The following is a 12,342-nucleotide window of genomic DNA, read 5'->3' on the forward strand; positions in this document are numbered from 1 at the left end:
AGGTCTGGCAGCCGCGCCCCGTCATGGGCGTTGGCCGCGCTGGCATCCCAGGTCCTGATCAGCCCATGCGCCCGGTCGATGCCGATGTGGTTCTTGTAGCCGAACATCGGGATGGCAAGATCGACCGGCTTGAACGCCGCAGGATCAGCACCCTCCTTCACCTTCGCCTTGGAGTATTTGACCGTCCAGCGCGCATCGCGGTCCTTCTGGCGGATCCTGGCGGGCTTCTCCTTCCAGCGCTCCGGGATCTTGCCCTCCTTTATCGCGGCCTTTTCCTCATCGCTATTGCGCTGCCTGGGCGCCGGCACCACGGTCGCATCGATGATCTGCCCGCCCATCGCCAGATAGCCGCGATCGGTCAGCACGGCATCGAAGCGCGCAAAGAGCTTGTCGATCGCCTTGGCCTTCACAAGCTGCTCACGAAACAGCCACACCGTGGTGGCATCAGGCACCTTGCCATCGAGCCCTAACCCCAGGAACCGCTGGAACGAGAGCCGGTCCTTGATCTGGAACTCTGCCGCCTCGTCCGAGAGCGAGTAGAGCGCCTGCAGCACCAGGATCTTGAACATCATCACCGGATCGAACGGCGGCCGGCCGCCTTTGCCACGATCGCTCCGCCTCAGCGCCACGATCAGCGGCCCGCGGAACACTTCAAAATCCACCACCCCCGCCAACCGCTCCAGCGGATCGCCCGCCGCGCTCAACGCCGCATACCGATCCGACAAATCAAAGAAACCCGGCTGACCAACCATCATCGCCTCCGCTCATCGCAGCGCAGAGTGAATCAGATCAGCGCATCAAAGGCGAGGGTTTTTCGAGGTGTCCAGTTGATCTCGTCGGGCGCGTAGCCGAAGTGCTCGTCGGAGAGCGCGGCAAGCCGCGCCAGCATGGCGTCGATCTCGGCCTTGCGGGCGATGAAGGCGTCGAGGGCGTTGTCGTTGGTGCAGTCGGTTCTCATGGGCGGGCTCCGTCATTCATCCCGCCCAATGACGCTCCACGGCGCACGGATAGCAACTCGTTTCTGCTGACACAGTGTTGACACGAACCCTCCGCGGATCGGCGCGAGAAGCCATTCGCAGGACAGCGCACGGCCTCGAACGTATTGCGAACATCGCCGGTGCCCGTGTCGCATCCGTGTCGCGCGGAAGAATCGGGAATGGGCGTAAGTGTTTGGAATCTTTCAGGTTCGTGTTGCGTTCGCTTGCAACACGGGCCTCAAAAGAAGAATGGCGCTAAGCCTTTGACTTAGCGCCATAATTTTGGTTGCGGGAGTTGGATTTGAACCAACGACCTTCAGGTTATGAGCCTGACGAGCTACCGGACTGCTCCATCCCGCGACACCGAAGTCGAAGCGTAAAGACGCAAAAGGGGCTGCCCTTGTGGGTCAGCCCTGATGACTCGTGAATGGGTTTTGCCCGCACACCCGCCGGCTGCAATGCCTGGCGACGACCTACTCTTCCGGACCTTAAGGCACAGTACCATCGGCGCTGTCTGGTTTCACGGCCGAGTTCGAGATGGGATCGGGTGGGTCACAGACGCTATGGTCACCAAGCAATGAAGCCGGCGGATGCGCGGAAATCAAATCGATGCGCACTCACGGGAGTGAGCGGTTGGGGCGTATCTGGCTGGAGATGTTCTCCGCCAACGTTTCCTGCGCCGGCAGGACTGTCGTTGACAGTGCAGACTCTCAAGCGCGAAATGAACTATTAGGACCGGTTAGCTCCATACATTACTGCACTTCCACACCCGGCCTATCAACGTGATGGTCTATCACGGTTCAAAGATACCTAATCTTAAGGGAGGCTTCCCGCTTAGATGCTTTCAGCGGTTATCCCGTCCGTGCATAGCTACCCTGCGGCACCCTTGGCAGGATGACAGGTACACCAGAGGCACGTTCACCCCGGTCCTCTCGTACTAGGGGCAACTCCTTTCAAGTATCGACGCCCACGGCAGATAGGGACCAAACTGTCTCGCGACGTTCTGAACCCAGCTCACGTACCACTTTAATTGGCGAACAGCCAAACCCTTGGGACCTGCTCCAGCCCCAGGATGTGATGAGCCGACATCGAGGTGCCAAACGATTCCGTCGATATGAGCTCTTGGGAATCATCAGCCTGTTATCCCCGGCGTACCTTTTATCCGTTGAGCGATGGCCCTTCCACGAGGGACCACCGGATCACTATGACCGACTTTCGTCTCTGCTCGACTCGTCAGTCTCGCAGTCAGGCAGGCTTATGCCATTGCACTCTAACAGACGGTTTCCAACCGTCCTGAGCCTACCATCGCGCGCCTCCGTTACTCTTTAGGAGGCGACCGCCCCAGTCAAACTACCCGCCACAGAGGGTCCCAACACCGGCTAACGGTGCGTGGTTAGACATCAGAAAACAGCAGGGTGGTATTTCACCTACGGCTCCACACCAGCTGGCGCCGGTGCTTCAAAGCCTCCCACCTATGCTACACAACTCTTTCCTAATGCCACTCTGAAGCTGCAGTAAAGGTGCACGGGGTCTTTCCGTCTAACCGCGGGTACTCCGCATCTTCACGGAGAATTCAATTTCGCTGAGCATATCCTGGAGACAGTGGGGAAGTCGTTACGCCATTCGTGCAGGTCGGAACTTACCCGACAAGGAATTTCGCTACCTTAGGACCGTTATAGTTACGGCCGCCGTTTACTGGGGCTTCAATTCGGAGCTTGCACTCCTCCTCTTAACCTTCCAGCACCGGGCAGGCGTCAGACCCTATACGTCGTCTTGAAGCCGACTTAGCAGAGTCCTGTGTTTTTGATAAACAGTCGCTACCCCCTGGCCTGTGCCCCCCACCAAAAGTTGCCTTAAGATGGGGCCTCCTTCTTCCGAAGGTACGGAGGCAATTTGCCGAGTTCCTTCAGGATACTTCTCTCAAGCGCCTTGGTATACTCTACCTGACCACCTGTGTCGGTTTCGGGTACGGTCTATACGGTGGGGCTATTTCCTGGAACCTCTTCACTGCCCAACCAATCCAATAAGGAAGGACAATTTACGAGATCCGTCACACACCACCAGGCCCACGAATATTAACGTGGTTCCCATCGACTACCCCCTTCGGGCTCGTCTTAGGGGCCGGCTCACCCTGCGCCGATTAGCGTTGCGCAGGAACCCTTGGTCTTTCGGCGAGAGGGCATCTCACCCTCTTTGTCGCTACTCATGTCAGCATTCGCACTTCCGATACGTCCAGCGTCGGTTACCCTTCGCCTTCACTCGCTTACGGAACGCTCCGCTACCGCTGCAGTAAACTGCAACCCTAAGCTTCGGTGCATATCTTTAGCCCCGTTACATTTTCGCCGCAGGAACCCTTATTTAGACCAGTGAGCTGTTACGCTTTCTTTAAAGGATGGCTGCTTCTAAGCCAACCTCCTGGTTGTTTTGGGATTCCCACATGCTTTCCCACTTAGATATGACTTGGGGACCTTAGCTGTAGGTTAGGGCTGTTTCCCTTTTGACGACGGACCTTAGCACCCGCCGTCTGTCTGCCAGACAAGACTCGATGGTATTCGGAGTTTGGTTAGGTTTGGTACCGCTCGCGCAGCCCTAGCCCATCCAGTGCTCTACCCCCATCGGCATACATCTGACGCTCTACCTCAATAGATTTCGCGGAGAACCAGCTATTTCCCGGCTTGATTGGCCTTTCACCCCTAAACACAAGTCATCCGAGCATTTTTCAACATGCAACGGTTCGATCCTCCAGTGCGTGTTACCGCACCTTCAATCTGCTCATGCCTAGATCGCCGGGGTTCGGGTCTAATCCAACATACTCAGTCGCCCTATTCAGACTCGCTTTCGCTTCGCCTACACCTAACGGCTTAAGCTCGCATGCTAGATTAAGTCACTGACCCATTATGCAAGAGGTACGCTGTCACCCCCTGTGGGGCTCCAACTGCTTGTAAGCATCCGGTTTCAGGTACTGTTTCACTCCCCTCATCGGGGTGCTTTTCACCTTTCCCTCACGGTACTGTGTTCGCTATCGGTCATGTACGAGTATTTAGGCTTGGAGGGTGGTCCCCCCATGTTCAGACAGGATTTCACGTGTCCCGCCCTACTCAAGTCCTTCATCATCACTTTCGCATACGGGGCTGTCACCCGCTATGGCCACACTTTCCAGAGTGTTCTGCTAGTTGAAATGAAGGCACTGGCCTGGTCCCGGTTCGCTCGCCACTACTACGGGAATCTCTGTTGATGTCTTTTCCTCCGGGTACTGAGATGTTTCAGTTCCCCGGGTTCGCTTCACCAAGCCTATATATTCAGCTCGGTGATACCTTATCCACCTCGCCCGGCCTCCCCGAGGGAAGGCTGGAAGAAATGGTGAAGGTGGGTTTCCCCATTCGGAAATCGCCGGATCAAAGCTTGCTCACAACTCCCCGACGCTTATCGCAGCGTGCCACGTCCTTCATCGCCTGTACATGCCAAGGCATCCACCAAATGCTCTTACCTCACGCTTGAGAATCCACACCATCAACGACAGGCCTGCATTAAAGCCTGAACGCTTGAAGATGGCGGGAGAATTATCTCAGCCAGATAATCAATTTGATTGATTTGTGATGCACAATTGTCGGCACAGGGCGAACCCTGTCCGTTACAATCCATGCGCCACGGCATCGATTTAAAAACCCATTCACAATGTCAAAGACCGGCGACGCTGACTAATCAGCACGATCGCCTGACCTGGCAACCAATCGCTTGGGCCAGAATCCGGTTTCGTTTCATCCATCGGAAGTTTGATGTGCCTGGTGGAGCCTATCGGGATCGAACCGATGACCCCCTGCTTGCAAAGCAGGTGCTCTCCCAGCTGAGCTAAGGCCCCTTGAGCAAATGGTGGGCCTGAGAGGATTTGAACCTCTGACCTCACCCTTATCAGGGGTGCGCTCTAACCAACTGAGCTACAGGCCCACGTCATTACGACCGGCTGCCATTCCATAAAGGAACAGGCTGCCGCAAGGGCGTGAGCCGGCAAAGGCACACAGCGCTGCCGCAAGCGGCGCGCTGTATTCCGATTGATGAAAGGACATGAGGACGACGGCAATGTTCTTTGGAAACCGTGAAGCACTTCCGGAGGCAAGCTCCAGCGCTTTCACGAATATCCTTAGAAAGGAGGTGATCCAGCCGCAGGTTCCCCTACGGCTACCTTGTTACGACTTCACCCCAGTCGCTGAACCCACCGTGGTCAGCTGCCTCCTTGCGGTTAGCGCACTGCCTTCGGGTGAATCCAACTCCCATGGTGTGACGGGCGGTGTGTACAAGGCCTGGGAACGTATTCACCGCGGCATGCTGATCCGCGATTACTAGCGATTCCGCCTTCATGCCCTCGAGTTGCAGAGGACAATCCGAACTGAGACATCTTTTGGAGATTAGCGCATCCTTGCGGAATAGCTGCCCACTGTAGATGCCATTGTAGCACGTGTGTAGCCCAGCCTGTAAGGGCCATGAGGACTTGACGTCATCCCCACCTTCCTCCGGCTTATCACCGGCAGTTTCCTTAAAGTGCCCAACTTAATGATGGCAACTAAGGACGAGGGTTGCGCTCGTTGCGGGACTTAACCCAACATCTCACGACACGAGCTGACGACAGCCATGCAGCACCTGTCACTAGGTCCCCGAAGGGAAGAAATCTGTCTCCAGAAGTCGTCCTAGGATGTCAAAGGCTGGTAAGGTTCTGCGCGTTGCTTCGAATTAAACCACATGCTCCACCGCTTGTGCAGGCCCCCGTCAATTCCTTTGAGTTTTAATCTTGCGACCGTACTCCCCAGGCGGATAACTTAATGCGTTAGCTGCGCCACCCAAGTTCCATGAACCCGGACAGCTAGTTATCATCGTTTACGGCGTGGACTACCAGGGTATCTAATCCTGTTTGCTCCCCACGCTTTCGCACCTCAGCGTCAATACTTGTCCAGCGAGTCGCCTTCGCCACTGGTGTTCTTCCGAATATCTACGAATTTCACCTCTACACTCGGAATTCCACTCGCCTCTCCAAGATTCTAGCTCTCCAGTTTCAAGGGCAGTTCCGGGGTTGAGCCCCGGGATTTCACCCCTGACTTAAAAAGCCGCCTACGTGCGCTTTACGCCCAGTAATTCCGAACAACGCTAGCTCCCTCCGTATTACCGCGGCTGCTGGCACGGAGTTAGCCGGAGCTTATTCTCCAGGTACTGTCATTATCATCCCTGGTAAAAGAGCTTTACAACCCTAAGGCCTTCATCACTCACGCGGCATTGCTGGATCAGGCTTTCGCCCATTGTCCAATATTCCCCACTGCTGCCTCCCGTAGGAGTCTGGGCCGTGTCTCAGTCCCAGTGTGGCTGATCATCCTCTCAGACCAGCTATGGATCGTCGCCTTGGTAGGCCTTTACCCCACCAACTAGCTAATCCAACGCGGGCCCATCCAAAGGCGATAAATCTTTGGTCCGAAGACATTATCCGGTATTAGCTCAAATTTCTCTGAGTTATTCCGAACCTAAGGGCAGGTTCCCACGCGTTACGCACCCGTGCGCCACTAGACCCGAAGGTCTCGTTCGACTTGCATGTGTTAGGCATGCCGCCAGCGTTCGTTCTGAGCCAGGATCAAACTCTCAAGTTGTGTCACACACCAAACCGGCATGGGGATAACCCCATCAGCCAGAGTGACATGAGCTGCAAGGAGCCGATACCTGCACTGTCAAACGTAATGGATACGAATGAACATGCTTGCCATCCGGGCAGGCGTGGTGCCCGCGATCGGATGTGGCGATCGGCTTGAATTAACCGGTTGCCGGAGCCTTGAGACCCCCGGACCGGGCGCCGTCGCCCACATGTCCCTTCATCAAAAACCAACGATGTCAAAGAGCCACCAGACAGAAACGGCGGACAGCGCTTGGTTCCCCGACTTTCACCGGGGGACCGGCTATCCGAATTTGCTGGCGACCGAGCGTTGCGGTGGCGGTGAAAACCGTCAGCGCCGCGTCGGTGAGGGCCATATATGGGGGGTCTCAGATTCGGTCAACGCCTTTTTGCAATTTTATTTCACAGGGGCATCAAAACCCTAGAAATCGGCGATTTTTTCCCAATTCCGAGGCTCTCCAGAGCCTATTTCCGCCCGCGGAATCGGCATCCGAGGCCGCGAATCCGGTGATTGTGCACCCCGCCTGATGGCTGAATCGCGGCTCTGACCAGCCGCACCCGACTCTGCCGCTGTGCTGGCTGGCGCGGGAATCGGCCTGCATTGTCGACACGACACGAATCAGCGGGCGATTTGGGGGTGGGCGGTTTCGATGATAGGCTGCGCCACCGGTACGCGCCCCTGCGAAGGCGCGGCTGCAGGGAGAGACAAATGCAGCGCCATGCGTTCCGCTGGCTGGCCTTGGCCGCCATCCCCGCCATACTTTTCGCCGCGGCCCTGCAAGGCACCGGTCCGGCTATGGCCCGCAGCACCGGCGCCTCGGTCCAGACTTCTGCGAGCGCGTCCGAACCTGCCTTGATTGATCCGCTCGCTGCCGAAGTCATCGCGCTCGAGGAAGATCGCAACCGCCGCATGACCGTGCCAGTGCACATCGATGGCCGCGGCCCCTTTTATTTCATGATCGACACCGGCAGCCAGGCGACCGCCGTAACGCGCGAGATCAATGCGCAGCTCGGCCTGCGTCCGGCGGGCACGGCAACGCTGGTGGGCATGGCCAGCCGCCGCGCGGTCGAACTGGTCGAAATCGACCGGCTGGACATCGGCAGCTACACTGTCACCGATTTCCCAGCCCCGGTGCTGGAACGCGAGCATGTCGGCGCGGACGGGATCATCGGCCTTGATTCGCTGCAGGACTTCCGCGTCCTGCTCGACTTCCGCGCCCAGACCATCGCGCTGGAGGACACCCGCGGCAAACGCGACGCCAGCCGCCGCGGGTTCGAGATCGTGGTGCGCGCCAAGGCGAAGCTCGGCCAGCTGCTGATCACCGAGGCGATTGTCGAAGGCATCCGTGCCACGGTGATCATCGATACCGGGGCGCAGACCAGCCTCGCCAACAACGCCCTGCGCGAACGCATCCGCACCAAGCGCGCATCGGAAGTCACCACCACCGATGTCAACGGGGTCGATCTGGTCGGGCAGATGTCGCTGATGCGGAGCCTGACCATCGAAGGTCTGGCGCTCACCAACGTCCCGCTCACCTTTGCCGACACCCCGGCCTTCGAGGCCCTGGGCCTGTTGGACACGCCCGCGCTTTCGCTCGGAATGCAGCATCTGGCGCTGTTCGACCGGGTGGCGATCGACTTTGCCAGCCGCCGCGTGCTGTTCGACGTGCCACCCGATGTCGCGCGGGCGATGCGCGCAAGCCGCATGAGAGGCTTTCGCGCGCCTCTATAGCGGCAAGACCGACCCTCCGCCTTGCGCGCGCGACCTGCTGCGCCCACATGGGATGCCATGCCGCCCGACAGCCAGCAAGCCGCCGATCCCGAAAAGACAAGCCGCGAGGTGGAAAGCTGGACGACGCTCAAACGCTTCCTGCCCTATCTCTGGCCGCACGATAACCCGCACCTGCGCGCCCGCATCGTCGTGGCGATGGTGTTGGTGCTGGCGGCCAAGGCCGTCACGCTCGCGCTGCCCTTCGCCTACAAGGGTGCCATCGATGCCATGTCGGGCAAGAGATCTCTCGACGAAGGCCTGAGCGTCGCACTGGCGCTGGTGGTCGCCTATGCGCTGGGGCGCTTTGCCGCGGTCGCCTTCGACAACCTCAGGAACATCGCCTTCGAACGGGTCGGACAGGTGGCCACCACCAGGCTCGCCGAGGACGTGTTCCACCGCCTCCACCGCCTGTCCCTGCGCTTCCACCTCGCGCGGCGTACCGGCGAGGTCACCAAGATCATCGAGCGCGGGACCAAGAGCATCGACCAGATGCTCTATTTCCTGCTGTTCAATATCGCGCCAACCATCATCGAATTGGTCGCGGTAGCGGTAATCTTCTGGATCAATTTCGGCCTCGGCCTCGTCGCAGCGACGGCACTGATGGTGGTGGCCTATGTCTGGGTTACGCGCGCGATCACCGAATGGCGCACCAAGCTGCGACGCGAGATGAACGATCTCGACGGCAAGGCGCTGCATCGCGCGGTGGATTCGCTGCTCAATTTCGAGACGGTGAAGTACTTCAATGCAGAGGCCCGCGAGGAGGCCCGCTACGCACAAGCCGCGCGCGCCTATGCCGAAGCGGCGATCAGGTCGGAGAATTCGGTCGGCCTGCTCAACATGGCGCAGGCGAGCATCATGAACCTGCTCATGGGCGGAGCGATGGCCTATACCGTGTGGGGGTGGAGCAAGGGTGAACTCACCACCGGCGACCTCGTCTTCGTCAACACCTACCTCACTCAGCTGTTTCGCCCGCTCGATGTGCTCGGCTGGGTCTATCGCACGATTCGGCAGGGGCTGGTCGACATGGCCGAGCTGTTCCGCCTGATCGATACCGAGATCGAAGTCCGCGACATCCCCGGCGCGCCGGCGCTCGTGGTGCGTACGCCCACCGTGGTATTCGATAATGTCACCTTCGGCTACGAGCCGGGTCGCACCATTCTCAATGGCCTGAGCTTCGAGGTGCCGGCGGGCTCCACCACCGCCATCGTCGGGCCTTCGGGGGCGGGCAAGAGCACCATCGGGCGGCTGCTGTTCCGTTTCTACGATCCGCAAGGCGGGCGGGTGCTGGTAGGAGGGGAGGATATTGCCAAGGTGACGCAAGATTCCCTGCGCGCGGCGATCGGGATCGTCCCGCAGGATAGCGTGCTGTTCAACGAGAGCCTCGCCTATAATATCGCCTATGGTGCCGAAGGCGCGGATATGGACCAGGTGGAACGGGCCGCGCGCGATGCCGCATTGATGCCGCTGGTCAGCCGCCTGCCAGACGGGTTCGACACCATTGTCGGCGAGCGCGGACTGAAGCTCTCAGGCGGGGAGAAACAGCGTGTCGCCATCGCCCGGACACTCGTCAAAAACCCGCCGATCCTCCTGCTCGACGAGGCGACCAGCGCGCTCGACAGCCGCACCGAGCAGGAAATCCTCGGCACCTTGAAGCGTCTGGAAGAAGGACGCACCACCATCGCCATCGCCCACCGTCTCTCGACCATCGCGGACTCGGACACCATTCTCGTGCTCGATCACGGTCGGCTGGCGGAAAGCGGCACCCATAGTGCGCTGCTGGCCAAGGGTGGGCTCTATGCCGAGATGTGGTCGCGTCAGGCAGCCGAACAGCGCGGCGACGATGCGGTTATAACCGAAGCGGCGGAGTAACACCGCCCGGCGGGCCATTGCCCCCGCCCCTGCGGCTGGTTAGTCCTGCTCTCCACGGCCCCGTCAGGGGCGACTTCCCATGGAGAGAGACCGCATGATGCGCCCTGCCCGCCTGCTCGCCGCCCTGCTTGCCACCGCCGCCCTGCCGCTGTCGGCGCAAGGCACGCCCGAAGCGCCCGCCGCAGTGCCGCTGCCCGCCGCGCTGACGGCCGAACAGATGCCGCCCGTGCCGCTGGCGCTCGCCGAGCGGGCGCGGCCCTACCTTGAAGCGCGCGGCGCGGGGTTTGCCGGGTGGGACCCGAACACCCGCGCGGTGCTGATCTCCACCCGCTTCGCCAATGTCAGCCAGCTTCACCGCGTCGCCCAGCCCATGGGCGCGCGCACCCAGATCAGCTTCGAGGCCGAGCCAGTGCGCGGCTCCTATGCGCCGGTGAAGGGCGACGTGATCGTGGTGACGAAGGACAAGGGCGGGGACGAATATTTCCAGATCTATACTCTCAAGCAGGGGCGGCTGACGCTGCTGACCGACGGCAAGAGCCGCAATTCGCTGAATGCCTGGAGCAATGACGGGCAGCTGGTTGGCTTCACCTCAACCCGCCGCAACGGGGTGGATGCGGATGTCTATGTGATGGATCCGCGCGAACCGGCCAGCGTGCGCATGGTGCATGAAAGCAAGGGTGGCGGCTGGGCCTTGGTAGGCTTCGCGCCCGACAAGCGCACCGCCTATCTGGCCGATTTCAAATCGGTGCAGGATACCGACCTCTACGTTCTCGACCTCGCCAGCGGGACGATGACACCGATCGGCGATCCTGCGGTCGAGGCCGCCTTCAGCGGCTTCAAGGTCGGCCCCGACGGCACGATCTGGGCAACCAGCGACATCGGCTCGGACTTCCGCCAGCTCGGTCGCCTCGATCCCGCTACCGGCGCCTTCACCCCGGTCAGCCGCGAGAGATGGGATATCGACGGCTTCGATCTGTCGGCCGACGGCAAAACCATTGCCTATGTCGTCAACGAGGCCGGATTCGATCGCCTGCGCCTGCTCGACGTCGCGAGCGGCAGGGTGACCGGCATCGACAGTCTTCCCGCCGGCGATATCAGCGGGCTGGAGATCGCGCCCTGGGGCGAGATCGGATTCTCGCTCAACAGCGCCAAGAGCGCGGCCGACGTCTGGTCGCTCGACCCCGAAACAATGCAGCTGACCCGCTGGACCCAGAGCGAGACCGGCGGACTGGATCCGAGCGTGAATGTCGAACCGCGTATCGTCACCACCAGAAGCTTCGACGGGCTAGAAGTCTCGGGCCTGCTCTATCAGCCCGATCCGGCCAAGTTTCCGGGCAAGCGGCCGCTGCTCGTGTCGGTCCATGGCGGCCCCGAAGGCCAGAGTACGGCAGGCTTCATGGGACGGCTCAACTTCTACCTCAACGAACTCGGAATCGGGGTGTTCTTTCCCAACGTCCGTGGCTCGACCGGTTATGGCAAGACCTTCGTCAGTCTCGACAACGGCCCCTTCAAGCGCGAGGATTCGGTCAAAGACATGGCCGCGCTGATCGACGCGGTGGCCGCGGACGCGGCGGTTGATGCGACCCGCATCGGGCTGACCGGCGGTTCATACGGCGGCTATATGTGCTATGCGGCGGCGGTGCAGTTGAAGGACAAGCTGACCGCGACCCAATGCACCGTGGCGATCAGCAACTTCGTCAGCTTCCTCGAAAAAACCAACCCCTATCGACAGGATCTGCGGCGGGTGGAGTATGGCGACGAGCGTGATCCGGTGCAACGCGCCAAGCTGATCGAAATCAGCCCGCTGTCCCGCGTGAACGAGATCACCAAGCCGATGTTCGTCATCACCGGCGCAAACGATCCGCGCGTGCCCAAGTCCGAAGCCGACCAGATGGTTGCCGCGATCCGCGCGAACGGAGGCGAGGCATGGCATCTGGTGGCCGCCGACGAAGGCCACGGCTTTGCCAAGAAGGCCAATTCCGACTACGCCTTCCTTGCCCAGTTGATGTTCTGGCAGAAGCATCTCTTGTCCGAATGATCCGCTGCCGCGGTTCGCAGACCGCCTGCTCCGCCTCTCC

7 protein-coding genes, 3 tRNA genes and 3 rRNA genes are annotated in these 12,342 nt (G+C 60.0%); 4 read left to right on the top strand and 9 right to left on the bottom strand.

The window, feature by feature from the left end; all coding sequences use genetic code 11:
• The 9 genes from BZF61_RS04430 to BZF61_RS04460 all read right to left on the bottom strand — a co-directional run.
• Positions 1 to 752 (bottom strand): IS5 family transposase (locus tag BZF61_RS04430; RefSeq protein ID WP_086616887.1); only part of this gene is annotated, 752 nt, incomplete at its 3' end.
• Positions 753 to 784: 32 nt separating this feature from the next.
• The gene (locus BZF61_RS15825; RefSeq protein WP_169711941.1) at positions 785 to 958 is read right to left on the bottom strand and encodes a hypothetical protein; all 174 of its coding nucleotides are present in this window, start codon (positions 956 to 958) and stop codon (positions 785 to 787) included.
• Positions 959 to 1,260: 302 nt separating this feature from the next.
• Positions 1,261 to 1,337: transfer RNA gene (locus BZF61_RS04435), tRNA-Met, on the bottom strand.
• 100 nt (positions 1,338 to 1,437) lie between these two features.
• Positions 1,438 to 1,552: ribosomal RNA gene (gene rrf, locus BZF61_RS04440) — 5S ribosomal RNA — on the bottom strand.
• A gap of 134 nt (positions 1,553 to 1,686) precedes the next feature.
• Positions 1,687 to 4,474 (bottom strand): 23S ribosomal RNA (locus BZF61_RS04445).
• A 286-nt stretch (positions 4,475 to 4,760) separates the two neighbouring features.
• Positions 4,761 to 4,836: transfer RNA gene (locus BZF61_RS04450), tRNA-Ala, on the bottom strand.
• Positions 4,837 to 4,845: 9 nt separating this feature from the next.
• A tRNA-Ile gene (locus BZF61_RS04455) sits at positions 4,846 to 4,922 on the bottom strand.
• Positions 4,913 to 5,107, bottom strand: a complete 195-nt coding sequence (locus BZF61_RS15535) for a hypothetical protein (RefSeq protein ID WP_143736906.1) — start codon at positions 5,105 to 5,107, stop codon at positions 4,913 to 4,915. Before BZF61_RS15535 ends, BZF61_RS04455 begins: the two co-directional genes overlap by 10 nt.
• 12 nt (positions 5,108 to 5,119) lie before the next feature.
• A 16S ribosomal RNA gene (locus tag BZF61_RS04460) occupies positions 5,120 to 6,604 on the bottom strand.
• Together the 16S, 23S and 5S rRNA genes with 3 tRNA genes alongside form the textbook arrangement of a ribosomal RNA operon.
• A 97-nt stretch (positions 6,605 to 6,701) precedes the next feature.
• Between BZF61_RS04460 and BZF61_RS15540 the strand changes: the two genes are divergently transcribed.
• From BZF61_RS15540 to BZF61_RS04475, 4 genes are all read left to right on the top strand, one after another.
• On the top strand, positions 6,702 to 7,049 hold the full coding sequence (locus BZF61_RS15540) for a hypothetical protein (protein WP_143736907.1): 348 nt from the start codon (positions 6,702 to 6,704) through the stop codon (positions 7,047 to 7,049).
• A 284-nt stretch (positions 7,050 to 7,333) separates the two neighbouring features.
• Positions 7,334 to 8,356: an aspartyl protease family protein gene (locus tag BZF61_RS04465; RefSeq protein WP_169711942.1), complete on the top strand. Its 1,023-nt coding sequence runs from the start codon at positions 7,334 to 7,336 to the stop codon at positions 8,354 to 8,356.
• Positions 8,357 to 8,413: 57 nt separating this feature from the next.
• Positions 8,414 to 10,264, top strand: a complete 1,851-nt coding sequence (locus tag BZF61_RS04470) for an ABCB family ABC transporter ATP-binding protein/permease (RefSeq protein WP_086617448.1) — start codon at positions 8,414 to 8,416, stop codon at positions 10,262 to 10,264.
• Between the two features lie 94 nt (positions 10,265 to 10,358).
• Complete coding sequence (locus BZF61_RS04475) at positions 10,359 to 12,302, top strand: S9 family peptidase (RefSeq protein ID WP_245804501.1); 1,944 nt, start codon at positions 10,359 to 10,361, stop codon at positions 12,300 to 12,302.
• Positions 12,303 to 12,342 lie beyond the last annotated feature (40 nt).

The organism is Erythrobacter tepidarius (assembly GCF_002155695.1).
Taxonomy (GTDB): Bacteria; Pseudomonadota; Alphaproteobacteria; order Sphingomonadales; family Sphingomonadaceae; genus Erythrobacter; species Erythrobacter tepidarius.

Bases quoted from the DNA above. Each gene is read 5' to 3' on its own strand.
- BZF61_RS15825 (WP_169711941.1), bottom strand. From the start codon at position 958: ATGAGAACCGACTGCACCAACGACAACGCCCTCGACGCCTTCATCGCC.
- BZF61_RS15540 (WP_143736907.1), top strand. From the start codon at position 6,702: ATGAACATGCTTGCCATCCGGGCAGGCGTGGTGCCCGCGATCGGATGT.
- BZF61_RS04465 (WP_169711942.1), top strand. From the start codon at position 7,334: ATGCAGCGCCATGCGTTCCGCTGGCTGGCCTTGGCCGCCATCCCCGCC.
- BZF61_RS04470 (WP_086617448.1), top strand. From the start codon at position 8,414: ATGCCGCCCGACAGCCAGCAAGCCGCCGATCCCGAAAAGACAAGCCGC.
- BZF61_RS04475 (WP_245804501.1), top strand. From the start codon at position 10,359: ATGATGCGCCCTGCCCGCCTGCTCGCCGCCCTGCTTGCCACCGCCGCC.